Source organism: Lactiplantibacillus sp. 30.2.29, assembly GCF_018991255.1.
GTDB classification, from domain to species: Bacteria; Bacillota; Bacilli; order Lactobacillales; family Lactobacillaceae; genus Lactiplantibacillus; species Lactiplantibacillus pentosus.
The window spans coordinates 14,363-38,833 of sequence record NZ_JAGYGU010000012.1 but is presented as its reverse complement, the minus strand read 5'-3'; the positions used below and the strand labels follow the sequence as shown (position 1 = coordinate 38,833).

The 24,471-nt window shown below is 47.2% G+C and carries 24 protein-coding genes, 4 tRNA genes and 1 pseudogene; 12 read left to right on the top strand and 17 right to left on the bottom strand.

Annotation, left to right across the window (positions count from 1 at the left end):
* Positions 1–7: 7 nt before the first annotated feature.
* Genes KGF65_RS08110 through KGF65_RS08100 form a run of 3 tightly spaced genes read right to left on the bottom strand, consistent with a single transcriptional unit; the run spans position 8 to position 1,163 of the window.
* Positions 8–217, bottom strand: a complete 210-nt coding sequence (locus KGF65_RS08110) for a hypothetical protein (RefSeq protein ID WP_050339257.1) — start codon at positions 215–217, stop codon at positions 8–10.
* 11 nt (positions 218–228) lie between these two features.
* Positions 229–927 (bottom strand): Rha family transcriptional regulator, encoded by a 699-nt coding sequence (locus KGF65_RS08105; protein ID WP_216748315.1) that lies wholly within the window; start codon positions 925–927, stop codon positions 229–231.
* Between the two features lie 14 nt (positions 928–941).
* Entirely contained in the window at positions 942–1,163 is a 222-nt protein-coding gene (locus KGF65_RS08100; RefSeq protein ID WP_015380504.1) for a hypothetical protein, read from the bottom strand.
* 256 nt (positions 1,164–1,419) lie between these two features.
* Between KGF65_RS08100 and KGF65_RS08095 the strand changes: the two genes are divergently transcribed.
* From KGF65_RS08095 to KGF65_RS08060, 9 genes and pseudogenes are all read left to right on the top strand, one after another.
* The gene (locus tag KGF65_RS08095; protein WP_105961247.1) at positions 1,420–1,746 is read left to right on the top strand and encodes a helix-turn-helix domain-containing protein; all 327 of its coding nucleotides are present in this window, start codon (positions 1,420–1,422) and stop codon (positions 1,744–1,746) included.
* Positions 1,747–1,752: 6 nt separating this feature from the next.
* Positions 1,753–2,166 (top strand): ImmA/IrrE family metallo-endopeptidase, encoded by a 414-nt coding sequence (locus KGF65_RS08090; protein ID WP_016511001.1) that lies wholly within the window; start codon positions 1,753–1,755, stop codon positions 2,164–2,166.
* 64 nt (positions 2,167–2,230) lie between these two features.
* Positions 2,231–2,431 (top strand): hypothetical protein, encoded by a 201-nt coding sequence (locus KGF65_RS17040; RefSeq protein WP_003641358.1) that lies wholly within the window; start codon positions 2,231–2,233, stop codon positions 2,429–2,431.
* Positions 2,432–2,621: 190 nt separating this feature from the next.
* Positions 2,622–2,707 (top strand): annotated as a pseudogene (locus KGF65_RS08085).
* A 14-nt stretch (positions 2,708–2,721) separates the two neighbouring features.
* Positions 2,722–2,795: transfer RNA gene (locus KGF65_RS08080), tRNA-Ile, on the top strand.
* A gap of 5 nt (positions 2,796–2,800) precedes the next feature.
* A tRNA-OTHER gene (locus KGF65_RS08075) sits at positions 2,801–2,897 on the top strand.
* Between the two features lie 26 nt (positions 2,898–2,923).
* The gene (locus KGF65_RS08070; RefSeq protein WP_050339261.1) at positions 2,924–3,106 is read left to right on the top strand and encodes a hypothetical protein; all 183 of its coding nucleotides are present in this window, start codon (positions 2,924–2,926) and stop codon (positions 3,104–3,106) included.
* A gap of 47 nt (positions 3,107–3,153) precedes the next feature.
* Positions 3,154–3,244, top strand: a tRNA-OTHER gene (locus KGF65_RS08065).
* 172 nt (positions 3,245–3,416) lie between these two features.
* Positions 3,417–4,574 carry a site-specific integrase gene (locus KGF65_RS08060; protein ID WP_050339263.1) on the top strand — a complete coding sequence of 386 codons (1,158 nt, stop codon included), beginning with the start codon at positions 3,417–3,419 and terminating at the stop codon, positions 4,572–4,574.
* Between the two features lie 150 nt (positions 4,575–4,724).
* Here the strand turns inward: KGF65_RS08060 and KGF65_RS08055 are convergent.
* The 9 genes from KGF65_RS08055 to KGF65_RS08015 all read right to left on the bottom strand — a co-directional run bounded on the left by KGF65_RS08055 (position 4,725) and on the right by KGF65_RS08015 (position 17,154).
* Positions 4,725–4,809 (bottom strand) — tRNA-Leu (locus KGF65_RS08055).
* A gap of 55 nt (positions 4,810–4,864) precedes the next feature.
* On the bottom strand, positions 4,865–5,740 hold the full coding sequence (gene thrB, locus KGF65_RS08050; RefSeq protein WP_101874050.1) for a homoserine kinase: 876 nt from the start codon (positions 5,738–5,740) through the stop codon (positions 4,865–4,867).
* Positions 5,741–5,748: 8 nt separating this feature from the next.
* Positions 5,749–7,035: a homoserine dehydrogenase gene (locus KGF65_RS08045; protein ID WP_101874051.1), complete on the bottom strand. Its 1,287-nt coding sequence runs from the start codon at positions 7,033–7,035 to the stop codon at positions 5,749–5,751.
* A gap of 52 nt (positions 7,036–7,087) precedes the next feature.
* Complete coding sequence (locus tag KGF65_RS08040; RefSeq protein WP_050339266.1) at positions 7,088–7,546, bottom strand: SprT family protein; 459 nt, start codon at positions 7,544–7,546, stop codon at positions 7,088–7,090.
* Positions 7,539–9,719, bottom strand: a complete 2,181-nt coding sequence (locus KGF65_RS08035) for a Tex family protein (protein WP_105923659.1) — start codon at positions 9,717–9,719, stop codon at positions 7,539–7,541. The genes KGF65_RS08040 and KGF65_RS08035 overlap by 8 nt, the downstream gene beginning before the upstream one ends.
* 420 nt (positions 9,720–10,139) lie before the next feature.
* Positions 10,140–10,574, bottom strand: coding sequence for a hypothetical protein (locus tag KGF65_RS08030; protein WP_050339268.1), 435 nt, complete (start codon positions 10,572–10,574; stop codon positions 10,140–10,142).
* Positions 10,575–10,629: 55 nt separating this feature from the next.
* Positions 10,630–13,284 carry a cation-translocating P-type ATPase gene (locus tag KGF65_RS08025; protein WP_216748314.1) on the bottom strand — a complete coding sequence of 885 codons (2,655 nt, stop codon included), beginning with the start codon at positions 13,282–13,284 and terminating at the stop codon, positions 10,630–10,632.
* Between the two features lie 1,564 nt (positions 13,285–14,848).
* Entirely contained in the window at positions 14,849–15,676 is an 828-nt protein-coding gene (gene nadE, locus KGF65_RS08020; RefSeq protein ID WP_003637728.1) for an ammonia-dependent NAD(+) synthetase, read from the bottom strand.
* Positions 15,676–17,154 carry a nicotinate phosphoribosyltransferase gene (locus KGF65_RS08015; protein ID WP_050339269.1) on the bottom strand — a complete coding sequence of 493 codons (1,479 nt, stop codon included), beginning with the start codon at positions 17,152–17,154 and terminating at the stop codon, positions 15,676–15,678. Before KGF65_RS08015 ends, nadE begins: the two co-directional genes overlap by 1 nt.
* Before the next feature lie 157 nt (positions 17,155–17,311).
* Between KGF65_RS08015 and KGF65_RS08010 the strand changes: the two genes are divergently transcribed.
* Positions 17,312–18,049 carry a WecB/TagA/CpsF family glycosyltransferase gene (locus KGF65_RS08010; RefSeq protein WP_050339270.1) on the top strand — a complete coding sequence of 246 codons (738 nt, stop codon included), beginning with the start codon at positions 17,312–17,314 and terminating at the stop codon, positions 18,047–18,049.
* 138 nt (positions 18,050–18,187) lie between these two features.
* Here the strand turns inward: KGF65_RS08010 and KGF65_RS08005 are convergent, their stop codons facing one another.
* The 3 genes from KGF65_RS08005 to proC form a co-directional block, all read right to left on the bottom strand.
* Positions 18,188–18,889: a GntR family transcriptional regulator gene (locus tag KGF65_RS08005; protein ID WP_050339271.1), complete on the bottom strand. Its 702-nt coding sequence runs from the start codon at positions 18,887–18,889 to the stop codon at positions 18,188–18,190.
* Positions 18,890–18,912: 23 nt separating this feature from the next.
* Positions 18,913–20,049 (bottom strand): N-acetylglucosamine-6-phosphate deacetylase, encoded by a 1,137-nt coding sequence (gene nagA / locus KGF65_RS08000; protein WP_003637724.1) that lies wholly within the window; start codon positions 20,047–20,049, stop codon positions 18,913–18,915.
* A gap of 80 nt (positions 20,050–20,129) precedes the next feature.
* Positions 20,130–20,918: a pyrroline-5-carboxylate reductase gene (gene proC / locus KGF65_RS07995; RefSeq protein ID WP_216748312.1), complete on the bottom strand. Its 789-nt coding sequence runs from the start codon at positions 20,916–20,918 to the stop codon at positions 20,130–20,132.
* 364 nt (positions 20,919–21,282) lie between these two features.
* On the opposite strand from proC, the gene pnuC reads away from it, so the two are divergent.
* Positions 21,283–22,095, top strand: a complete 813-nt coding sequence (gene pnuC, locus KGF65_RS07990; protein ID WP_216748311.1) for a nicotinamide riboside transporter PnuC — start codon at positions 21,283–21,285, stop codon at positions 22,093–22,095.
* A gap of 279 nt (positions 22,096–22,374) precedes the next feature.
* Entirely contained in the window at positions 22,375–23,475 is a 1,101-nt protein-coding gene (locus KGF65_RS07985; protein WP_101874054.1) for an SLC13 family permease, read from the top strand.
* Between the two features lie 133 nt (positions 23,476–23,608).
* Here the strand turns inward: KGF65_RS07985 and KGF65_RS17035 are convergent, their stop codons facing one another.
* Together KGF65_RS17035 and KGF65_RS17030 are read right to left on the bottom strand one after the other, a co-directional pair.
* On the bottom strand, positions 23,609–24,130 hold the full coding sequence (locus KGF65_RS17035; RefSeq protein WP_253954405.1) for a hypothetical protein: 522 nt from the start codon (positions 24,128–24,130) through the stop codon (positions 23,609–23,611).
* Entirely contained in the window at positions 24,085–24,447 is a 363-nt protein-coding gene (locus tag KGF65_RS17030; protein ID WP_253954404.1) for a metallophosphoesterase, read from the bottom strand. The genes KGF65_RS17035 and KGF65_RS17030 overlap by 46 nt, the downstream gene beginning before the upstream one ends.
* Between the last annotated feature and the right edge of the window lie 24 nt (positions 24,448–24,471).

The following is a 24,471-nucleotide window of genomic DNA, read 5'->3' as shown; positions in this document are numbered from 1 at the left end:
TCACCTCCTATGCTGGCTGTTCATTTAAGTAAAGGTCGCTCATACCAAGCATGTCCGCTGCTTGTGCTAAAGCGTCATAGTTCGTCGCTTGAACTTCGCTAACTGTGCTCGGCTCCCACTTACCACCGTTAACCCGAGATTTAAGGTTAGGGTTCAACATCGTATCGTTATACTCAAGCAAGAATTTCAGTGCTTCACGTACATTTTCAAATTCCATTGTTTTACCTCCTATGCTGGCTCCTTGTCGAATCGAAGTGACGTCTGTCGAATGATTGTCTTAGTTGCTGTAGACGGTTCCCAATCGTTGATGAAGTCCATTACCATCTGGTAGTCCTTCTTGCGTAGCATTGACCGAGCACTCACGTTAGCAATCTTCTTGATGCCACCGTTAATATCCTTGAACAGCTCACCTCGTTGTTTCTTCGTAATGCGCCCATAACTGTGAGCCACTTCTGACACACGTTGGTTAACACGCCGGCTAAGTGCGCTGTATTCAGGATTTGGAATAACTTGGTTCTCCTTGAGGTCTTTCACATCGCCCTCCACGCTATCCAGTCGTTGATTAGTTTCCTCATTGGCTTGGAGTGCCAATCTTGCAATCTCTCGTGGTGATGTTGGCAATTTCACTTGTTCTTCCATAGAGTTGAATGCTTCAATGTACTGAAGTTTAAATTTAAGTGCTTTAGTACCAGTGAATCCCATTGCTAACAAAGTAAAACCATCACGGTTCATATAATAGATTGGGTAAGATTGACCGTTCTGTTCGTTAATATATGTCTCCTTTGCGAACATGTGTTGGGTATGCTTATTTTTAAGCAGACCCCCAATTGTTGCTAATACATTACGATGTTCTTTCTCAAACGTTTCAGCTACTTGCAAGCTACTAGTAACGGCTTGTTGGTTCTTCATAATTACTAAATCATTCATGTGGATCATTCCTTTCATTGAATCCCTAAAATTTTGGCCATTTGTGACCGAATCCGTCTTGACTTGGGTTCGTTGCCACCTTTGATTGCACGGTTAACTTGTGGCGGTGTGACCTTTTCGGACTTAGTGGTAAGCATTTCAGCCATTTCTTTTTGAGAAATTTTGTGGCGGCTCAATGCAGTTTTGTATTTAATTTCAATTTCCAATGCGACATCTTCGATTGTTTGTTCTGGCATTTTTACTCCTCCTTTACATAATTTATTCATCAAGTTATTGACTTTAATTAAACTATAGTTTAATATTAAGGCATATTAAATAAGCAGTTCAAAGCCTACTAATACCGCAATTCCTCGCCAAAGTTATTGTTTTGATAGGCTTATGATTTGTTGCTTGATTACTTGATGAATTAATAATACAACTATAGTTTAATTATTGCAAGGCTTTTATAACTAAAGTTTATTTTTGTTCATCAAACATGGGGGAAATACCATTATGACAATGTTTGATAGAGTAAAAGAAATTTCTAAAAAGAGAGGGTTAACCCTCGCCCAATTAAACGAAAAAGTGGGATTTAAACATAACGTTATTTATTCATGGAAAACAAAAACACCTTCTGTCGACAAGGTCAAAGCCGTTGCCGATGTTCTAAATGTTTCTGTTGATTACTTATTGGGCAAAACGGATGACAATTCTACTTCAATGAAGCCCAAACAAGTTGATATTACAGATGACGACTATATTATGACCTATCAGGGTAAGCCTATCCCTCCTGAAGATATGGAGTACATCAAACGCATCTTAAACGGTGGGAAGGACTGATAATATTTGAATATCTACATCAAGCGTTTAATGCAGTATGCTTGGGATCATGGAATATCTTGCATCTTAACAGACAAACTAGATGCATACACTCCGTCGTCAGCCAAACCGGAAAATAACATCGTTTTAATTAACCTAAAATGGCACAATCCGTCTGAAATCGCCTTTCAAATGGCACATGAACTAGGCCACGTTATCAACCATGATGAAGGAATATTATATTTTTCTAGTTTTAGCAATAAATCTAAATACGAGCGCATGGCTAATTTAGAAGCATTGAAAATACTTATTCCAATTTATTTAAGCGAAGTTGATACGTATGCTGACAATAGTGTCATGCCGTTTATGGAAAATTTTGGTATACCCAAACGATTAGAAGATGATGTCGTTAACGCCTTCCGCACTAATGTTAGTAACTAGAAGTTAACTTACTGACCAGATACGGATGTCGGTAAAAGCTGGGGAATTTGGAGGAATAATTGTAATGGGACTACTAATAATGATCGTCATCTTTCTAGCGCTATGGAAGATATTAGGAACACTAGGCCACATTTTTTTACCAATATTGGCCGTGTTATTTATCCTGGCGACTTGGATTCCTTCACAAGCAATCGTTATGGTAATTTGGGTGCCAATCGCGATATTATATTTTATCGGTTTGGCCGGGTATAAACATGCTAAGTAGAACTATTATAAATATATTTTAATCGGGGTAAAAGCTATGGAATTGTATGTAGGAACGTACAGCACACACGTGTTCGACTTTACCATTGCAATTGGCATCATTTGCTTCATAGCGCTAGTCGTCATGTTAGTTTACTGGATTCATAAACGAAAGTAGCACCCTCGCCCACTACCAGCCTAGCGGGCAACATGCGAGCGTAGTTCAACGGTAGAATAGTACTCCTTTGAGTTGCTGACTAGATACTTTCAGATGCAGGTTCGACTCCTGCCGCTCGCATTTAAATTTTCATTGGACCTTTAGCTCAGTTGGTTAGAGCAGACGGCTCATAACCGTCCGGTCGTTGGTTCGAGTCCAACAAGGTCCATCTTTGCGAGCGTAGTTCAACGGTAGAACGGTTGCTTTATTTTCCCTCGATTAAATAACTCAAACTACTATTCAGATGCAGGTTCGACCCCTGCCGCTCGCATTAAAATAAAGAAAGAAGGCAATACTATGCATCAAGATATTTCAAGGTACGAACTAATAGAAGATATTATCAGTGACTTAACAGCCTTTGTAAAATCTGACGCCATTCTCTACCTATCAAAAGATAGCTATTCCGAAGCAGAATACGACCGTATGCTTAAAGGAATTAAAGACGATTTGGTGACACGCTTCAAGCAAAGAGAGGAATAGTAAAATTTTGCCAGTCAAGCCAATTGAATCATTTCAGTTGGCATCTTGCGAGCGTAGTTCAGCGGTAGAACATTATTCCAAGTCTTGAAGCCCATTCTTTCTTGGACTACTATGCAGGTCCAACTCCTGCCGCTCGCGTTGTAACAAAAAAGCACATCCCCACCGGTCAAAGTTTGAGATGTGCTTGCACCAGAATACATTAATCATGTACCCCTTTTGTATACTCTATTTTACTGAAAGAAGGTGTTGCTTGCAATATTTTTTCCAATAATTTGGCCCCTCGCATAGTCAATATGGAGGAAAAAATAAAATGAAAATTACACATAAAATAATTGGTAGCAAACGGGTATATGACGTTCGTGGCTACCTTGGAAAGTATACTGATATTAACGGTAACACCAAAACTAAAACCTATCACCACGGGGGCTTTAGTAGTAGTAAGGCTGCTAAGTTAGCGTTTGATCGCGCCAAAGTTGAATTTGATCAGCGTAAAAACAATCCAGCTGCTATTATGGATAATCCTACTTTCGATGAAGTTTACGAAGTATGGCTAAAGACTTACAAGCTAGGCGTAAAAGAAAGTACTTTGAATCGCGTTGAAGGCATCTTTAAGCACCATATAATGCCTTCTTTCGGTGGCATGAGGATTAATACGATTACATGGCAAAAGTGCCAAGAAGAAGCTTTAAAGTGGCGTGAGAGTGTTAAGCAGTTCAATAAGCTATCCCAATATGCAGCACTAGTTTTCCGGACAGCTCAAAAAATGGGCGTTATTACTACCAACCCAATGAAATTAGTTGACGTCCCAAAAGTTCCCGTTGACTATTCAAAGGATAAAGCAGCTGATAATTTTTGGACTGCTGAGCAATTGGCTACATTTCTATCAGTTGTTGATGCTACCGACGGACACAGAACACAACCACGGTATGACCGTAGTGCACTGTTTTATTTACTTGCTACCACAGGTATGCGGAAAGGTGAAGCACTTGCGTTAACATGGTCGGATATTGATTTTAAGAATGGGATGGTAACAATCAGTAAAACTATCTCTCGTTCAATTGATAACCATCAGATAATATCAACACCCAAAACTAGAAATGCCTACCGCACACTCTCACTGGATAGCTCAACAATCGACCGACTTAAAAAGTATCGCAAGTCGTTAGTAGCCATCCCGCGGGCTAAAGATCTTATCTTTACCAACAAGAAAGGCCAAATCATGTCAGTGATGACACCCAACCATTGGCTCGAGGCCTTGATAGGTGAAACGGACTTACCCACAATCACAGTCCACGGGTTACGTCACACGTTTGCATCAATTCAAGTTGCAAATAATATCAACGTCAAAGCACTACAAATGCAAATGGGTCATAGTGATATTAAAATTACGCTCAATATTTATGCTCATCTATCCCAACAGGAACTGTCTGCACAGGTCTACGATATGAGTAAAATACTGGCTCAATAATCAAAATCTGGTATCGTTTCTGGTATCGCTTTTGTCAAAATAGTATCGTTTTTGTTCCGTTTTATTCCGTATTATTCACTATCATGTATAAAAGAAAAGCCGGTATATCAACGATTAATCGTATCAATACCGACTATTCTGCATAAAAAATGCGGCCAAGAAGATTCGAACTTCCACCGGGTTAACCCCGACAAGATCCTTAATCTTGCGCGTCTGCCAATTCCGCCATGGCCGCATCACAACTCACAAAAAATATAATAACAAAATTTTGTGAGTCTGACAAGCTTATTTTAAGATTTTTGTACTTTTACTCCGGTTGCGTCCATCGGCAATAAGAATAATTGCCCGTTCAACCGGTCATCCTGACTTAATTTGGTCTGTAAAGTGGCCAGCTGACCGTAGTCGCCTAATGTGATCACGGTCGGACCGGCACCACTTAGATACGTCCCCGTCAACCCGAGTGCATGCGCCTGTTCGCGCACCAGTTGTAGTGCTGGCACGAGCTTAGCGCGATACTGCTCGTGGAATTGGTCTTGCTCTAACAGCGGCAAGGCTACCTCCCAATTTTGCGTCGCTAAGGCTGCGACTAGCGTATTTGCCACGCTGCTACCCGCTACCGCCTGATGATAATCTAATTCGGCTGGTAACGCTTGGCGACTGGCGCTGGTCAGTAAGGGTTCATTGGGCACGTAAACGCTGGCAAACAGGGTCGGCAATGGTAATTTGACGGCGCGCACTTGTTCGCCCACATAGGTTGCCACTACCAGGCCGCCTAAGAGCGCTGGCGCCACGTTGTCAGGATGGCCCTCTAACTGGGTCGCCACTGCCAATAACTCGGCTGAGGAGCGCGTTGCCCCCGTCAATTCATTCGCTAAAACGAGGCCTGCAACAATCGCGGTCGAACTGCTTCCTAGTCCGCGCGCAAGCGGAATCTTGGACGCCATCTGTAAGTGTTGCGGGTGCAAGTCTGGGACCAAGTGCAACGCGGTTTTAATGATCAGATTACGTTCATCCGTCGGAACATCCGCCCCAAATGGGTGATCGATCTGCCAGTGATCACTCGGCTGCAAGACTTGTAACGTCAGCTGCATGTCGAGCGCCAAGCCGATTGAATCAAACCCAGGTCCGAGATTAGCGGAAGTTGCTGGAACAGAAATGGTTAACATCGACTCACCTACGCATTCTTCAAAACTTTGTAGCTTGCCAACAGTTGCATATTATCCTGTTCACCGATTTCACGGGTGATATCGGCCAACTGTTGGTCGTTCATCTCATGAGTGATGATAACGACCCGGGCATTGCCGTCGCCGAGTTGATTTTGGATGATCCGACTGAACGACACTTCTGCACGCGTCATAATTGCCGTCAACTGCATCATCATCCCAGGAACGTCCCGCATCTTCAACGCAATGAAGTGCGGGTAAACGACATCTTCTGGCGTCGCCAAGACCGTTTCTTGCCGGTAGGAGTTAAACGTATTCCCGGTCGTATCCAGCGCGATGTTTTTCGCCACGGTCGTAATATCACTCAACACACTGTTGGCAGTCGGTAATTCACCAGCACCAGGGCCGTAGAACATCGTATTACCAACTGCAGTCCCCGTTACCATCACGGCGTTGTTCTCATTTTGAACCGTCGCTAATGGGTGCTGATCCGAGACGAGCACCGGCCCGACTGACACGGCGATGCGGTCATCGACTTCTTCCGCAATCCCGAGTAGCTTGATCGTATAGCCGAGTTGATGGGCTTCTGCAATATCTTCTGGGCTGATTTTGGTAATCCCTTGGACCTTGACGTGGTCTAAGGACAGGCTCATGCCAAACGCAAACTGGGTCAAAATAATCATCTTGTAGGCTGCATCTAGTCCTTCGACATCATTGGTGGGGTCGCTTTCCGCAAAACCCAAGTCCTGAGCAGAACTCAAGGCCTGGTCGTATGACCAGTGTTTGGTCAACATCTGCGTCATGATGTAGTTAGTCGTCCCGTTGACGATGCCCATCACCCGCTGAATGCGGTCGGCAGCAAAACTATTGTCGATTGTCCGCAAGATTGGAATCCCACCAGCAACACTCGCTTCATAAAAGAGGTCACGATGGTTCTCACGCGCGATTTGAACTAATTCACGCCCGTACTGGGCAATCAAGTCCTTATTGGCCGTTACCACGTGTTTGCCAGCTTGCAGCGCTTGTGTGATGTATTCCTTCGCCGGATGAATCGAGCCCATGACTTCGACCATGATTTGAATGGACGGATCATCAAGGACGGTGGCGATTTGGTCGGTCAACTGCACGTCCCCCAAATCAACTTGTTCGTGCTTTTTCAAGTTGTGGACAACCACGCAGGCCAGTTCGAGTTTGCGACCGGTGATTTCCGAAATCTTCTCCTGATGCGCTTGAAGCATTTTAACAACGCCGGTGCCGACCGTTCCTAGTCCGACCACACCAATTTTAATCGTTTCCATCTTAATCCCTCCATATCAATAGTTAAGCTAATTCTATCGGAAGCGTACCGCTTTAGCAAACCTTTTCAACGAACTTAAGCGGTCCACGACAACGGCCGCAACGATAGCGGTCCGTATTCATCCGCCGTTTACGTGGATAGGTCTGCCCACAATCCTGACACTTGTATAGGTAACGATACGGTTGTACCTTGGGATGCTTGGGTGCCGGCGCATACCGTGAGCCGCCCACTTGAGCTAACAGCTGTTTAAACGCGGGATCTCGATGCTGATATCCACGGTGACTCAGGTGCAAGTGGTAATGACACAACTCGTGTTTGATGACCCCAATCAGCGTCGCTTCACCAAAATCCGTCAGCATCTTCGGGTTGATGTCAATGTCGTGTGAGGCCAACTGGTAGCGACCACCCGTCGTCCGTAAGCGTGCGTTAAAATAAGCCCGGTGGCGAAACGGCCGGTGAAAATCCTGCTGTGAAATCGTCATGACGAGTTGTTGGAGTTCTGAATCAGTCATTAGCAGGTTCACTTGGGGCAATCATCGTCAAAGCGATGCGTTGCCGCTGTTCATCGACGGTCTCGACCCACACCGTCACAATATCACCGACAGCAACGGCCTGCCGTGGATCCTTCAGGAACTTGTCCGTCAGCTTGGAAACGTGGACCAACCCGTCTTGTTTGACACCAATATCCACAAACGCGCCAAAATCGACGACGTTGCGGACCGTTCCTTGCAACTGCATTCCTGGTCGCAAATCACTCATCTTCAATACGTCTTGCCGTAATAGTGGTGCCGGCATCGTATCACGAACGTCCCGACCTGGTTTTTGGAGGCTGCTGATAATATCTTTCAGCGTTAACTCACCCACACCGGTCGTGGTTGCCAGTTGCGTCAAGTCAAGCCGATTCAGCTGTTGGGCTTTTGCGGTTCCAACATCAGTCGTCTTTAACCCAGCCGCAGCTAGCAGGGCCTTAGCAGCCGGATAACTTTCCGGATGAATATCGGTGTTATCGAAAACGTTCTTGCCATCGATGATTCGTAAGAACCCCACGGACTGTTCGTACGCCTTAGGTCCAAGGCGCGGCACTTTCTTCAATTGCGGCCGACTGGTAAACTCACCGTTCTCATCGCGATAAGCAATCACATTCTGGGCAATCGTACTGGACAGCCCTGAAATATGGGTCAATAGCTCTGAACTAGCCGTATTCAGATTAACCCCGACCTGGTTGACTGCCGTTTCAATCACGGTATCCAGCTGTGCCGTCAACGCCTTTTGGGGCACATCATGTTGATACTGACCCACGCCGACGGACTTCGGGTCGATCTTGATCAATTCCGCTAACGGATCTTGCAGCCGACGCCCAATACTGATGGCACTCCGTTGTTCAACGTGCAATTCTGGGAATTCTGCCCGCGCCTTGGCACTCGCTGAATAAACGGAAGCGCCGGCTTCGTTCACGATCACGTAGTAAACTGGCCGCGAAAGCGTCTTTAAGACTTGGGCGACAAATTCTTCGGATTCACGTGAAGCGGTCCCGTTCCCAATCGCAATCATTTCGACTTGATACTTTTCGAGGAAGGCCTTAAATTCGCCGGCTGCTGCTTCTCGTTTGGCCGTTGGCGCTGGTTTATGGGGATAAATCACGAGTTTGTCCAAGAACTTCCCGTTAGCATCCATGACTGCTAATTTGCAACCAGTCCGGTAAGCCGGATCAAACCCGAGAACGACGCGGCCCTTTAACGGCGCCTGCATCAGTAAATGATACAGATTATCGCCAAAGACTTTGATGGCCTGTTCGTCGGCGGTCGCACTGAGTTCATTGCGCAACTCACGTTCGATGGCTGGTCCAATGAACCGTTTGTAAGCATCCTGGTACGCCGCTTCTATCAACTCGACAGCTGGCCCTTGGTGTTGCCCGACGAAGCGGAAATGACAGTAACGGTCGATACCGGCCCGGTCCACGTCAATACTGACCTTCAGCACCTTTTCAGACTCACCACGATTGATGGCGAGGACTCGGTACGGCACCATCTGCTTAATGCGACTGCTGAAATCATAATATTGTTGATAGACACCCTGTTCGTCCAGCGCTTCCGCCTTAGGTTTGACCTTCACGACAACTGAGCCCCGGTCCCGAGTATAGTTCCGCACCCAGTTACGTAAACTAGCATTATCACCGAAAGCTTCCGCCAATATTTCGTGAGCACCTGCCAATGCAGCGTCCACATCCGCCACCTCTTGGTCAGGGTTAACGAACTGTGCGGCGTGGGCTTCAATGCCACTCGCTGGAAAACGCAACAACCATGCGGCTAACGGCTCCAGCCCAGCATCTTTGGCAATCGTTGCCTTCGTCCGCCGTTTTTGTTTATACGGCAAATACAAATCTTCGACGTCCTGCAGCTTATCGGCCTTCTCGATGGCCTGTTTTAAAGCGGGCGTCAAGTGATTCTGCTCAGCAATCAACTTCATGACGTCGGCCTTGCGACTCTCCAAATTAGCGAGCCGGTCGTAATTTTCCTTGATTTCCCGAATTTCAACTTCATCTAAATTGCCGGTGCGTTCCTTCCGATACCGGGCAATGAATGGAACCGTATTGCCTTCATCCATGAGGCCTAATACCGCTTTGATCTGTTGCGGTTTAAACTTCGTTAGCGCGCGGTTCACTAACGTTAAAATCTGATTATCCATTATTTCACCCAATCTTTTAATCTCATCACTCATCACCGGGATGGCAGGTCGTCACCACTAATTTCGGTTAACAACCTAGATAGCCATCACGACTAACAGCCACCAACCTTGAACGACTGCGGTTCGACTTGTCTCAGCCGATAACCAGTCGCAACCTTCCAGCCGATTTTGCCAGCCGATGTTCTATTATATTATACGCGTTTTAGTCCGATTTTCCGCGTCCCCACCGCCAAAAACAATTGATGGTGGACTTAAAAATTGTCGGGCCAAAAAAGCACCTAGACCAACTTAGGTCCAGATACTTCATAAACAACGCCACTTGACGAAGCGCCCAAAAACGCCCAGCAACAGCGGACCGTTACTGAGCGTTTAACGACGTGATTAATTTTTAATCGTCCAAAGGCGTACTACCGAACTAGCTTACATCACAGTCGACATAATGCGTTGGACGTTGTTCGAAATCCGGCCCATTTCAGTTTCCTGGTCGCTTTCCGCTTGGTTAAAAGCAGCGACATCAATGGTCTGATTTTCGAGGTCCATGCTAGCCGTCATGGCCGCGCACGCCTTGGTATAAGCTTCATAGGCGTTGATCAAATTACGGTGCCGACCAATCAAGCGCGCCGGAACACCGACCTTTTTCAATTGGGCCAAATTCTGTTCGTACTGTTCCGTTCCGTCACTGAATTCCAGTTGAATATCGCTGAACTCAGCGGGAACCATTTCGGCGACCGCGTCGTCATCAATAGCTTTGCGGAGTTTTTCAAACGAAGGATTCAATTCTTCCCCCATCTTTTCCGTGCTTTCGATGATCTTTGATAGAACCGGCATATACGTTTGAACCGTTGCTTTTTTCATGGTTAGAACTCTTTTCTATTAATTAGTTAGTCTCATTCTACGCCAATTATGTGGATTAGGCGCGCCGCATGTGCCGACGTTGGAAGAACTTAACAATTTCAACGATGATTACCATTGAAAGTGCGGCGGCAGCGACGATCCCCCATTGGTAAGCGTCCAAGTGGGTCACGTGGAATAAGCCGTTCAACCCAGGAACAACGATCGTGATTGCCAACATGACAAAGGCGATCAGGACGGCCCAGTTGAAGAACTTGTTGCGGAACAGGCCGACCGTAAAGAGTGATTCGTGAATCGACTTCGAGTTGAAGGCGTGGAACAATTGAATCAATCCTAAGGTTGCGAAGGCCATCGTTAAGGCATCCGCGTGGGCCAAACTAGCACTTGCATGAACAGGGTACGTTAACGCCATCCAGTAAACAAATAGCGTGATTCCACCTTCGAGCAGCCCCTGGTAGATGATACTACTGAAGACCCCGCCGGAGAAGAAGTTCGAATTACGGCCCCGTGGCTTGTGCTGCATAATGTTCTTTTCAGTTGGTTCGACCCCTAACGCAATCGCTGGCAAGGTATCAGTGACCAAGTTGATCCACAAGATGTGGACTGGCGCTAAAATCTGCCAACCAAGCATCGTCATGACGAACAGTGTTAAGACTTCACCTAAGTTAGCCGACAAGAGGTATTGGATGGCCTTTTGAATGTTGGCAAAGACTTTCCGTCCTTCTTCAACGGCCACCACGATCGTCGCGAAGTTGTCATCCGCCAAGACCATATCACTGGCCCCTTTGGAAACTTCAGTCCCGGTGATTCCCATTCCGATACCGATATCAGCGGCTTTCAAGGCGGGCGCATCGTTGACCCCGTCACCTGTCATGGCAACGACTTTCCCACGTTTTTGCCAAGCATTCACGATTCGGACCTTATGTTCTGGCGCCACTCGAGCGTACACGGAATAGTCCCCAACTTTTTTACCAAATTCATCATCGCTCATGGCGTCCAACTCTGCCCCAGTAATCACGGCATCGTCTTCGCCCTCGTCGATGATTCCTAAACGAACCGCAATCGCTTCAGCCGTGTCCCGGTGGTCACCCGTAATCATTAATGGGCGAATCCCCGCAGACTTAGCTTCAGCAACGGCTTGTTCAACTTCTGGCCGTTCAGGGTCGATCATCCCGACCATCCCGGCAAAAATCAAGTCATTTTCGAGCGTGTCACTATTGACGGTAGCAGGCACTGACGTCACAATTTTGTAAGCAAATGCGAGCACTCGTAAGGCTTGCGTTGCTAATTCGTGGTTAACACTTAAAATCTGGTCACGACTGGTCTTAGTTAACGGTTCAACTTCGCCGTTCGTTTCGACCTGCGTCACCCGTTTGAGCAATTCATCCGGCGCACCCTTAACAGCGACCAAGAAGCGGCCGTCTTCCAGCGGATGAACCGTCGACATTAACTTCCGTTCTGAATCAAATGGTACTTCGTTGACCCGCGGACGTTGTTCTAATAACTGGTCGACTGGGTAGTTCTGATCCAGGTTATATTGAATCAAAGCCGTTTCGGTCGGGTCACCAGCTAAGCCATCCGACATGATCTTCGTATCATTACTTAAAATCATCACTTGTGCTAAGTGGCTATCAAGCGGTAATTCGGTCGTGCGGGCATCGACTAATTCCTGGTTGAGGACTAACTTTTCAACCGTCATCTTATTTTGTGTCAACGTCCCGGTCTTATCGGAAGCAATAATATCAGTACTACCAAGCGTTTCAACCGCTGGCAACTTACGAACTAAGGCGTGGCGTTTGGCCATCCGTTGCGTTCCTAAAGCCAAGGTAATCGTCACGATTGCGGGGAGTCCTTCTGGAATGGCCGCCACCGCTAACGAAATCGCCGTGAGCAGCATGTTGATCAGGCTCTCTTGGCCCCGCAACATCCCAATCCCAAAGACGACAGCCGCGATAACCAGAATCAAGATGGTCAACGACTTCCCTAATTGGGTCAAGTTGGCTTGCAGTGGCGTCGTCGTTTCATCAGCGGCTTCAATCATGCCGGCGATCCGACCAACTTCAGTCTGCATCCCAGTAGCAACCACGATCCCCGTTGCACGACCATAGGTAACATTACTGTTCATATAGGCCATGTTCAACCGGTCCCCGATTGGCAATTCGCCATCAGCCACCATTTCAGCCTGTTTTTCGACCGGAACGGATTCCCCGGTCAGTGTGGATTCCTCCACCTTGAGAGACGCGCTTTCAATCAATCGCAAATCAGCTGGAACGATGTCACCGGCTTCCAAGGAAACGATATCCCCAGGAACCAACGCATCACTCTTGACCGTTTGTAACTGACCATCACGTAACACCGTGGCATCCGGCGCCGACATCTCCTTCAACGCGTTGATGGCCTCTTCTGCCTTGGATTCTTGGAAAACCCCAAAAATCGCGTTCAAAACGACTACTAACAGGATGATGACCGCATCAACGGCTTCCCCGGTAAACGCGGCGATTAAAGCAGCCACTAATAACACGATAATCATGAAGTCCTTGAATTGGGCGATGAACTTTTGTAGCAGGGACGTGGTCTTCTGCTGGTTCAACGCATTCGGACCATATTGTTCTAGCCGTTGGGTAGCGGCGCTTTGCTGCAACCCATGTTCATCAGTTTCTAACTCCTGATATATGGCTGGCAATGACTGTTGATACTCAGGTTTTGTACTCATCTTATGCTCCTTTTCTGGCATCCGAGCCCCACTTCCTAAATGTTCTCCAGATAGAAAATGAGACTCATGTATGCACGCAAAATTGTGTGGACATGCATAAGTCTCACTATTTAAGACAATACCGGATTGGCTTCTTGCTGACGATATTGCCGCAGAATGACTCTGCTAGTTACTCCCTTATGATTGTAACGTAAGAATAACAGATTCTATGGGGGCTGTCTAGCAAAATAATCGCTTGAACGATCAATCACGCGATTTCAACTCCTGCGCACTTTATACCGTCAACGCCGTGATAACTTATGATGTTCCTGTTCTAGTACAGTCAAATGTTCACTTATTTTGTTAACCTCAATTTTAATACTTATATTAGCCCAAAGCCACGAAAACGGTATCAAACGCTAGATAAAACGGCTGTGTGCGCTTATGGTCCAAGTTCCGTTATGATGCGTGTGAGAATCGATGTCATGGCTCATGATTGAAACGTGCCAGTTAGTTGGTGTAATGTTCGTCAGCATTTGCGCATCCTACTCCGACTTCTGGGGCCGGCTGACAATTGCTGGAACGTAAGCCGACATCGATTTGAACTCACGCAGAAACCCACTGCGCAATTTCAAATACGAGTCTTATTCTAAGCCGGAAGCAGCCCACTTCCGACTAAGAATAATTTGGCTACTGATCATTGTCCGGCGGGCCGGACAGTCGGGAACCCGCTCGAATGGCTGATAAACGGCCACCTATTTGGGTGCAATTGACCACTGAATGTTGGAAGACCGGCCTTTCAGGCAAACTTTAAAGTGGTATCGTTGATACTTTACGACATTTAAGTACTGAGAAGATTGCTAAAATATGATTCATTAATTTCAACGGACACTAGTCTTGAATTTAATCGATAAAATTCTCTTCGTTTAGAATTCACGGTTTTATTATCTTAGGCAACATAGAAAGGTATGGAAAGTCCAGTGAACCCGATGATTTGAAGACCTAAAGACTAGGGAAAAAGTTTAGCTATCATTATGAACAAGTCTGACAGTTGAAGGTCAAAACGACTGTTTACTGCAAATCAGCGGACATTTCATTAAAAAGCTGGGTACACCCATGTCTGCCTTTCGAATACTGTCCCGGCTGGAAGGTATTTGGGGCAAGGCCCAGTGGTGAAATTTCACTTAGCAAGCGTTTTGTGCTTGGTTAGTGAAAGACCAGTATTTAAGACGTGGTTTGTCGGCTTAAATCTGCGTCCATCACGTTCCGGCCATTGCCCAGAATGCCTGGAAGCCGGACTAGGACGCAACTACAACAGAAAGTTTACGGTAACTCGCACTGCTTCCAGCGGGTCTAAGCTGGCTGCATTTGAACTTAAGAACCAGCACGTTTCAAAAGGCATCTGCGTTTGCTTACAATAGACCACGTTTCAGTTCCAACGCTAATAAATAAACCTGTGATATAACTGGTTTGAACACAAGCACCTAAAAAACGAGATTCGCATGGGCCGCTTCAAAAGGCTCATCCGAATCTCGTTTTTAACTAATCATTTGAATCTCAATTGTCATAATCAGACGAACTGGGGTTACTTCCAGAAATCGTCAAATACCGTAATGGCTGCGTGCCGCTTGTGAGCCGTCTTCAAGTACCAGGCTTCTATCTTTTCTGCAGCCGCGTCACTGATAGTCCGCCCTTCAAGGTAATCGTCGATGTCATCATAACGGACGCCAAGTGCAACTTCATCAGGTAAGGCTGGCCGGTCTTCTTCCAGGTCAGCGGTTGGGACCTTGTCGTACAAGTGCTTAGGTGCATTCAGGGCTGCCAGTAATTGCTTCCCTTGACGCTTGTTGAGCCGCCATAGCGGAACCACGTCGGCACCCCCGTCACCGTATTTAGTATAAAAACCAGTCACGGCTTCGGCAGCGTGGTCAGTTCCGACCACCGCCCCGTGCATCTCGCCTGCAATCCCATATTGAACGATCATCCGTTGACGGGCTTTAATATTACCCTTATTGAAATCGTGAATCGTCAGTTGGTTGGCTTCAAGTGCCGTGACCATCGCATCCGTTGCCGGTTGAATATCAACACGATCCGTCACGTCGGCTTGCATGAAGTCAATCGCTGCCATCGCATCCGCTTCATCCGCTTGATTGCCGTATGGTAACCGGACGGCGATGAATTGGTAACTGTCATCGCCCGTCTCTTGGCGCATTTCGGTGATTGCCATTTGCGTTAATTTACCAGCTAAGGTCGAGTCTTGCCCGCCTGAAATGCCGAGGACGTAACTCTTCAAAAACGTGTTTTTCTTGAGGTAGGCTTTTAAAAAGTCCACACTCCGCCGAATTTCGGTTTCTGGATCAATCGTTGGTGCTACATGTAACGCTTTGATAATTTCAGCTTGTAATGCCCGCATTAGTAGGCTCCTTCCTCATCTTTGTGGTTAACATAGTCTCTAACTGTATTAATAATATTCATTTTATGGTCATACAGCTTCTGTGACAAGTCGACTGGGTAATCCTGAGGGTTCAGGTCACGCTTGTACTCATCCCACAAGGCATCCAGACTTTCAAACGAATACTGACGAATTTCATCCAAGGTCGGCAGTTGATAAACTTGTTGGCCCCGGTCGTAAATTGGTACGAGTAATGGCCGCGCGTCAAAGTCACTGACCGTTTTGTTGATATACGTGTAGCTTGGATGGAACATGTAAATCGACTCTTCGTTACGAGGATCTTCGTCATACAAGGTCACGTAATCGCCTTCAGACTTGCCATCCGCACGTTTCGTAATCCGCCACACCTGCTTTTGGCCCGGCGTTGAAACTTTTTCCGCGTTATTCGACAGTTTGATCGTATCGACCATCTGATGGTGGTCATTTTCAATCGAAACCATCTTGTAGACGGCCCCCAGCGCTGGTTGGTCAAACGCCGTGATGAGTTTAGTTCCGACGCCCCAGACACTGATTTTGGCGCCTTGCATCTTCAAGTTTTGAATCGTCTTCTCGTCTAAATCGTTCGAGGCATAAATCTTGGCATCTGGGAAACCAGCTTCGTCCAGCTGCTCCCGCACCCGTTTAGACAAGTACGCCATATCACCACTATCAATGCGGACGCCTTGGAAATTGATCTTGTCGCCCATTTCCTTGGCCACCCGAATCGCACTTGGCACCCCGCTACGTAGCGTATCGTACGTATCGACTAAGAAGACACAGTTGTGATGTGTTTCGGCGTAGGCTTTGAACGCTTCATAATCATTTCGATAAGTCTGCACGAGCGCGTGTGCGTGCGTTCCGCTGATTGGAATACCAAAAATTTTGCCGGCCCGCACGTTACTCGTGGCATCGAAGCCACCGATATAAGCGGCCCGGGTGCCCCAAATCGCCGCGTCGAATTCTTGGGCACGCCGCGTCCCAAATTCTAGCAAGCCGTCTTCACCAACGACCGACTTGATACGCGCTGCTTTCGTCGCGATCAACGTCTGATAATTGATAATATTTAATAACGCTGTTTCAATCAATTGGCAGGTTGCCAGTGGCCCTTCGACTTGTAATAGCGGTTCGTTGTTAAAGACTAGGTCCCCTTCACGAACGGCCCGAATCGTGGCATCAAATTTAAAATTCTTTAAATAATCTAAAAAGCCATCTGAATAACCGCCGAGTTCGCGTAAGTACGCGATGTCGGTTGCCGTAAAATGTAAATGATTGATATAATTAACTACTCGTTCCAGACCCGCAAACACCGCGTAACCATTTTGGAACGGCATCTTACGGAAGAACACTTCAAACACCGCATGCTTGTTATGAATTCCTTGTTCCCAGTAGGTTTGGATCATATTGATCTGATAAGCATCCGTATGCAAGGTGAAACTATCATCCGGATAGATTTGCGTCATGAGTATAATTCTCCATTTCGTAGGTAATAACCGTATTTACAGTAAGTTAAGCTTATTTTAGCATTTTTTATAAAAGGAATGCGCTTAAGTACTCAAAAAGTTGCAGAATTCCGTGATTTACCTATACTTTAATTATGATTAGAAAGCGAGGTTCCTTATGTCAGCACCTTTTGACACGGTTGCCATCTTAAACGTCCCGTTTATCAAGACAACTAACGCTGGCTTCGTCCAGCAACTCCAAACGGATATTTTGGCCCACCATAACCGGTTCGTGGTGACCGCCAATCCTGAAATTCTGATGTATGCCCGTGAACATCCTGATTATCAGCACGTGCTCACCCAAGCCGATTATATTACGCCCGACGGCATCGGTGTCATCCAGGGCGCTCAGATTCTGGGCACGCCATTACCAGAGCGGATTACCGGCTACGATACGCTATTAACGTTGTTGAAATGGGGTGGCCAACAACACCAACGCATCTTTTTATTAGGTGCCAAACCAGCCGTCTTACAACAAGTTGCAACCATCGTTCAGCGCGACTATCCCGGGATCGTTGTTGCGGGCGCACGGGATGGCTATTATGATGACGAACAGGCCGTGGTGGATGAGATCGTTGCCGCCAAACCTGACATGATTTTTGTCGCGACTGGCTTCCCCAAGCAGGAATTCTTCATTGCGCAATATCGACAACGCGTCGATGCGCTCTGGATGGGTGTTGGCGGTAGCTTCGACGTGATCGCAGGTGCGGTCAAACGTGCGCCGTTATTCTGGCAAAAGCATCATATCGAATGGCTGTACCGCTTAATTCAAGAACCAACGCGTTTCAAACGCATGCTGGTCTTGCCCCGTTACTTGCGGCTGGTCAAAAAGATCGCCCGGCAGCAAGCCCACTAGTCAATCAGTCTAACTGATGAGTGGGGCATGTATTTTAGGCATCAAAATAGCTCGACTAGATTAATTTCTAGCCGAGCTATTTATTTTGACCTTTTCACCACCGGTAACGGTTTGACCACTGAGTCAGCACGTCACTGGTTACTTTTCGAGATAAAATTCGAACCGGTTGCCCACGTATTGCGTACGCACATATTCAAACGGTTCACCCGTTTGTAAATACGAAATTTGTCGTAATCGTAAGAGGGCGTCGCCACGGCGAACGGATAAATATTCCGCGATTCGTTCGGACGCTGACATCGCTGAAACCGTTTGTTGGGCCTTGCCGGGCATCAAACTCGCTTTTTCTTCTAATGTCCGGTATAGCGAACTGGTGATTTCATCCTTTGTAAATTGCTTAACGAGCCGTTCTGGCACCGTCGCAACCTCAAAACAAATCGGCACATCATCGCCGTAGCGAATCCGTTCCATCCGTAGCACTTGTTCGTTGGCTTTCAGGGCCAACTTTTCACTTTCAGACAGTGACGGACTGGTCACGTGGTAAGAAATCGTTTTACTCGATGGGACTTTGCCCTGAGCCAGCATTAAATCAGTAAAACTGGTGACACCGGACATCTTTTCTTGTACCTTTTGGTTGGCGACAAACGTGCCGGCGCCGACTCGCCGCTCTAATATTCCTTCGTCAACCAACGTTTGGATTGCTTGCCGAAGGGTCATCCGACTCACATCGAACTGACCGGCCAGTTCCCGCTCGGACGGAATCCGGTCACCAACGGCCCACCGACCTGCTTCAATCGCCTGCTTAATTTGGTTGTGGATTTGAATATAAATTGGCGAACTCATGGTACTCATCCCTTACTTCTAATTTATTTAGCTGCTTTTTTACCGTAGCTATAAGTTGCGACTAAGTCTTGGTTACCGTCCAGGATGTTGATATCCGCGTCCTTGCCGGCTTCCAAAGTCCCCTTCTTCGTTAATCCAAATTCACGCGCTTGGTTAACTGAGGCCATCTTAACGGCTTCCGCAATACCACAGCCAGTGAATTTTTGAATATTCTTGAAGGCGTTGATAAATGTTAAGACTGAACCAGCCAAGTTACCTTCTTCAAGGCGCGCTTGACCATCCTTAACGATCACTTTTTGGCCACCTAATTCACTAATGCCATCAGGTTCACCCTTGGCACGCATTGAATCAGTGACTAATTCGATCCGGTCGACCCCTTTTTGTTCATAGGCTAACTTAATCATATCTGGAACGATATGGAAGCCATCACAAATCAATTCGCAATACATGTTGTTTTCAAGCATGGCATGGCCAGTAACCCCTGGTTCGCGGTGCTTAAATTCACGTTGCGCATTGTATAAATGAGTGACGTGGGTCGCCTTACTTGCTAATAATTGTTCACGAGTCGCGTTACTGTGTCCAACTGAAGGCACGATACCGTTTTCCAAGCAATACTTTTCGAATTCACGCGAACCAGGATCTTCTGGTGCGTAAGTAATTAACTTGACGCGGCCACCAGATAACTTGTTCCAGTTGTCCAGTAAGTCAACGTTAGGATTCTTAATATACTTTTCTGGTTGGGCGCCTTTAAACGTGGCAGAAATGAATGGGCCTTCCAAATGAACCCCTTGGATCACTGGATTTTCTTCAGCCGCCTTATTGATGCCTTCCATCGAATGATCTAAGTTTTCGTTGGATTGGGTCATCGTCGTGCAGAAATATGACGTAATCCCTTCACGGGCAACCATATCATTAACCATTTCGTTAATTTCAGCTGGATTCCCGTCCATTGAATCAAAACTATAACCACCATGGCTATGAACATCGATAAAGCCCGGTACAATCGTCTTGCCACTCACAAATTCGATATCATCGTCGGGTTGGGCCACGTATTCATCCATTGGACCAACCGCTTCAATTTCCTTACCGAAACGAATGTAGCCGTCATCAATTTTTTCTAACCCCGTATAAATGATGGCATGTTTTAACACTTTGCTCATGAACAATTCCTCCTTGGATTTACTGGTTTAATTATAATCGGTATAGACCAAGCTTGCAACCACCAGCACCAAGTATTTTGTTATTCGCCGAGTTCTTTGGCGATCGTCGCATCGATTCCCTTCACGACAGCCGTCATAAAGCCAGCTTCTTCCATCGCTAATAAACCAGCGACCGTTGTGCCACCCGGTGACGAGACCTGGTCGATCAGATCAAACGGAATTTTGTCTGAAGCTAAGACATTTTGGGCACTGCCCAACGTTGCCTGAGCGGCGATTTTGGTCGCAGCATCCTTGCTTAGCCCATGCTTGACTCCCGCGCGCGCCATCGCATCAATAAAGAAGTAAATGTAAGCTGGCGAACTGCCGGCCAAGGCTGAAAAGGTTGGAAAGTCCTTTTCAGCGACTGCGCTGGTCGCACCAATCGCATCAAACAACCGTTGTCCCGCCGCATATTGTTCGGTCGTCAAGGCGTCATTACCAACTAGCGCCGTCATCCCGGCACCAATCGCCACGTTGACGTTTGGCATGATCCGCAGTACTGGCAAGTCAAGCATGACCGTCGCATAGTCTGCCAAATTGAGTCCAGAGACCATCGTGATGACCCACTTGCCCGTTAAAGCTGATTGAACTTCTTTGAGTGCGTCAAGCGCAATGTTGGGCTTCACCGCGAGTACGATCACGTCTGCCGCTTGTGCGACGGCCAGGTTCGTGTCACAGGCGTTCAACCCATTTGCTTGCGCGTAGGGTTGATAGCTCGCCGCATGGGCACTGTGCAGGTAGATATCTGCTGGGGTGACTGCTTGTTGTTTCAGCCACCCATCAATAATGGCCCGTCCCATGTTCCCGGCACCAATAAATCCGATTTTCATCCGTAAACCGCTCCTTCATCAATGACAATTTATTGTGATTATTATAAACCAATCTTCGTACCATCCGAGACTCAGACTCGATTCCCGGTTACTATTCTACTATACCAATATTTCAGTCAATGTGGGTGATTAATCGCTCGGCAAACTGAATCGTGCCATGAATAAATAAATATTGCCTACAGAGTTGAACGGGGCATCTCTTGGTTATGAATAGCCTCTTCCCCATTAACGTATTAATAACACGGTTTAACTGGCCCGCCCCACTGTTGACAGCCCCCCACAAACGGGCTAACGTGTAACATTAAATAAACAGCGTTGCTTCCGATCACGGCTGTCTAAAAACAACTAAGGAGTGTTATTTAATATGAATCAAAGCAAACGGGCACTGCACAATTTGAACATGCTAGTCCGGCAACTCAAGCAGGATGTCACCACGCTACCAACGGCGATGCGCGCCGTCTTCAACTGGCAACGGGGCGTTACCGAATTAAGAACGCTACGCCCAGCGACCAAACTGATGATGGCCACCATGTTGATCGTCACGATTTTAGGCTTTATCTTGGGAAAAGACTACAGCTTGCATGGCTGGATCGGTCTACTCACCGGGATTACCGTGGTCATCAACCTGATTTTAGTTGACCAGGGTCGCTTGACCAACTACAGCTGGGGCATCATTGCCTGTGCGGCGTGGCTGACCACTGCAATCACGAATCGGCTGATTGGTGACATTGCAGCGCAGTCCTTTTACCTCGTCATGCAGTTTGTTGGAATCACTGTCTGGCACCGCAAAATGGCAGCCCAAGCGGACTCCAGTGAATTGACTGGCCGCAAGCTCAGCAAACTTGCTGGGCTGAGCTGGTTCATCTTAGCAGTACTCGTCTATGCGATCGTCTTACACTTTAGTAAGCAACTGAACGGGAATCAAATCTACTTAGATGCGACGTTACTCCCACTAGGTATCGTCGGTAGCGTGTTGATGGTCAACGGCTATCGTTCTCAGTGGGTCGCTTGGATCACGTTGGACGTCATTAACGTCATCATTTGGTTCAACCAATTGAGAGGCTTCAGTCCAGCCGCGGCATCGATGTTGGCACTCCAACTCGTGATGTTGGCCAACGCGATTTATGGCGCTTATCTGTGGTTCTTTGGCCAGTCGGCACACCGGCATGACGCCTGATTATATGATGAACAATAATCGATAACAAATCAAAACGGTTTGAAGTTTGCGAGCTTCAAACCGTTTTTTTTTACTTTAACATGCCCGGTTCCCATTGCACCCCCGACACTGCTTAGCAAAACATCCACTGTCAAGCTGATTCCTGCAATGGCCTCGGATACGTCACCCACAGTCCGCCAGCTAAGCGAGGTTTGACGAGAGGGAGATGTATATCAGTTTACAGGTCCACCTTCAGTATGGTTAAGTTAAGGCCAATCTAGCTACGAGGAGGTGCGGGCCTTGGCGACCATTCTGAAGCGAACGTTACGCGACAAAATCTTCCTGATTACCTTAACTTGTGCCATTATGAGTCTGTTGATTGGCACGCCGAGCATCCAGGACATCAATTGGACAACTATCGGCACGCTATTTGCCTTGATGCTCTGCGTTCAATTATTGCGCGCACTACACCTGCTCAATCGTTTGAGTGACTGGCTTCTTCAAAAATCTGCAAACACCCGGCAAATGTGTCAGTTCTTCATCTTACTGGCCTTTGGCGGTGCCATGCTATTGACTAACGATGTCGCGATTTTAACACTAATTCCACTTTTTACGGTCGTTGCACGGCAGCAACGTTTGTCAATTGCTTACCCAGTCACCCTAATAGTCATGGCTGCTAATCTTGGCAGTGCATTTACGCCGATTGGCAATCCCCAAAACTTGTTTCTCGTAACCTTCTTCCACGTCAACTTAGGGCAATTTTTTCAGTTATCGACCCCGCTCATGTTAGCGAGTCTCGGCTTATTATTGGTCCTTAGTCACTGGTTACCACGACAACCACTAGTGCCACCGCAAACAGAGTGTCAATCTGTCGACACCAACAAAGCACTATTGACAGGTGCGCTCTTAATTCTCATAATGGCGGGTATCTTCGGCCTGATACCGATTTGGTTAGTGGTCCTGATCAGCATGCTCGTTGCCGCTGGAATCAACCGCCAAACTTTTTATGAAGTTGACTACGCACTGTTACTCACCTTCATCTGCTTCTTCGTCTCCGTGAGCGCCATCAGCCATAACACGACGGTCACGAAAGGGGTGGCTTGGCTAACTCAGACGCCATCAACCGTATATTTGACGAGTATCCTGACAAGCCAAGTCATCAGCAATGTCCCCGCTGTCATTTTACTCGCCCACTTCACCCAGCAGCTGCCAGCGCTATTTATCGGCGTCAACATCGGTGGCTTAGGGTCACTAGTGGCATCCCTGGCGAACTTGCTGGCACTCAAACAATTGTCCTTTGATGACCAACAACCACTCCGACACTTCTTAAAAGTCTTTACTGGTCTTAATTTATTGGCTCTAATTATTCTAGGTGGCTTAGGCTGGCTGTATCTCTTATAAGGGATACGGTTGCTAGTCAGCGTGCACAAACGGCCACCATCGGCTTCAATTGACCGATGGTGGCCGTTTTACTGACGTTTATGCGTGTGTGAGGTGCCATTAACTTTCATCTATGCAGGACTACGGAACGTCACTAACTCCCGCTAACCATTTCCGGCGTCACCAGTTGTTGGCCGTCGTAGATTTTACGGTTGATGACCCGTTTCATCCGGGCCACTTTACCTTGCGTTGTCAGTGTTAGCGCACAGATACCACCATCAAACAATCCGGAACGACTTCCACCGTCGATAACGTAACGAGGCGTGTCCTCTGCATCCGCCTGAAGCTTCACGTACCCCATCTGCGGATTTTCGAAGCTTTGAACCGGGGTATGACCGGTCACCAGTACTCGGTCAAATAAATTGCGGTGTGGCTGGCCGCCGCTATCAAAATAGTAGTCGTCGCGAATCCAAAGTAGCGTATCGCGGGTCTGTTGTGCCAACGGCCATCGCCAATCCACGCCTGCATGCATCGCAATTAAGTGTCCTTGTTGCCAAATCGTTGGTAAGCTTGCCAGAAATTTAGTCGCCGCTAATAGTGGTTCCTGATTCAGCGCACGCCGCACCGTGTTCAGATTCGAGGTATAAATGCCGAGTTTGCGCCGAGTTTGCGCCAAGTTCGGTGCCCGCCATTCAAAACCCAGGTCGCGGCAGCCTCATCATCACCGCGGGCCGTTTGCACCCAAAAATCATCGTGGTTGCCACACAATGCCACGTCACCATAATCTCTGACCCGCTGCTGAACTTGAGCTATCACACCCAACGGATCCAGCGGTGCTGGTTGCGTGAGATGGCCCAAATGACGACCAGCCGTTCCATCTATGTAATCACCCAGGAAAATCAGCCGCGTTTGCGTAATGCTCGTATCAGCTAGCAATACGGCCAGGTCATCCGCCGCACTGTGAATGTCACCAATGAAGGTATATTCGGCCATCGGACCACCGTCCCTTTCCCATAA

Bases quoted from the DNA above. Each gene is read 5' to 3' on its own strand.
- KGF65_RS08110 (WP_050339257.1), bottom strand. From the start codon at position 217: ATGGAATTTGAAAATGTACGTGAAGCACTGAAATTCTTGCTTGAGTAT.
- KGF65_RS08105 (WP_216748315.1), bottom strand. From the start codon at position 927: ATGAATGATTTAGTAATTATGAAGAACCAACAAGCCGTTACTAGTAGC.
- KGF65_RS08100 (WP_015380504.1), bottom strand. From the start codon at position 1,163: ATGCCAGAACAAACAATCGAAGATGTCGCATTGGAAATTGAAATTAAA.
- KGF65_RS08095 (WP_105961247.1), top strand. From the start codon at position 1,420: ATGACAATGTTTGATAGAGTAAAAGAAATTTCTAAAAAGAGAGGGTTA.
- KGF65_RS17040 (WP_003641358.1), top strand. From the start codon at position 2,231: ATGGGACTACTAATAATGATCGTCATCTTTCTAGCGCTATGGAAGATA.
- KGF65_RS08070 (WP_050339261.1), top strand. From the start codon at position 2,924: ATGCATCAAGATATTTCAAGGTACGAACTAATAGAAGATATTATCAGT.
- KGF65_RS08060 (WP_050339263.1), top strand. From the start codon at position 3,417: ATGAAAATTACACATAAAATAATTGGTAGCAAACGGGTATATGACGTT.
- thrB (WP_101874050.1), bottom strand. From the start codon at position 5,740: ATGTTAACCATTTCTGTTCCAGCAACTTCCGCTAATCTCGGACCTGGG.
- KGF65_RS08045 (WP_101874051.1), bottom strand. From the start codon at position 7,035: ATGGAAACGATTAAAATTGGTGTGGTCGGACTAGGAACGGTCGGCACC.
- KGF65_RS08040 (WP_050339266.1), bottom strand. From the start codon at position 7,546: ATGACTGATTCAGAACTCCAACAACTCGTCATGACGATTTCACAGCAG.
- KGF65_RS08035 (WP_105923659.1), bottom strand. From the start codon at position 9,719: ATGGATAATCAGATTTTAACGTTAGTGAACCGCGCGCTAACGAAGTTT.
- KGF65_RS08030 (WP_050339268.1), bottom strand. From the start codon at position 10,574: ATGAAAAAAGCAACGGTTCAAACGTATATGCCGGTTCTATCAAAGATC.
- KGF65_RS08025 (WP_216748314.1), bottom strand. From the start codon at position 13,284: ATGAGTACAAAACCTGAGTATCAACAGTCATTGCCAGCCATATATCAG.
- nadE (WP_003637728.1), bottom strand. From the start codon at position 15,676: ATGCGGGCATTACAAGCTGAAATTATCAAAGCGTTACATGTAGCACCA.
- KGF65_RS08015 (WP_050339269.1), bottom strand. From the start codon at position 17,154: ATGACGCAAATCTATCCGGATGATAGTTTCACCTTGCATACGGATGCT.
- KGF65_RS08010 (WP_050339270.1), top strand. From the start codon at position 17,312: ATGTCAGCACCTTTTGACACGGTTGCCATCTTAAACGTCCCGTTTATC.
- KGF65_RS08005 (WP_050339271.1), bottom strand. From the start codon at position 18,889: ATGAGTTCGCCAATTTATATTCAAATCCACAACCAAATTAAGCAGGCG.
- nagA (WP_003637724.1), bottom strand. From the start codon at position 20,049: ATGAGCAAAGTGTTAAAACATGCCATCATTTATACGGGGTTAGAAAAA.
- proC (WP_216748312.1), bottom strand. From the start codon at position 20,918: ATGAAAATCGGATTTATTGGTGCCGGGAACATGGGACGGGCCATTATT.
- pnuC (WP_216748311.1), top strand. From the start codon at position 21,283: ATGAATCAAAGCAAACGGGCACTGCACAATTTGAACATGCTAGTCCGG.
- KGF65_RS17030 (WP_253954404.1), bottom strand. From the start codon at position 24,447: ATGGCCGAATATACCTTCATTGGTGACATTCACAGTGCGGCGGATGAC.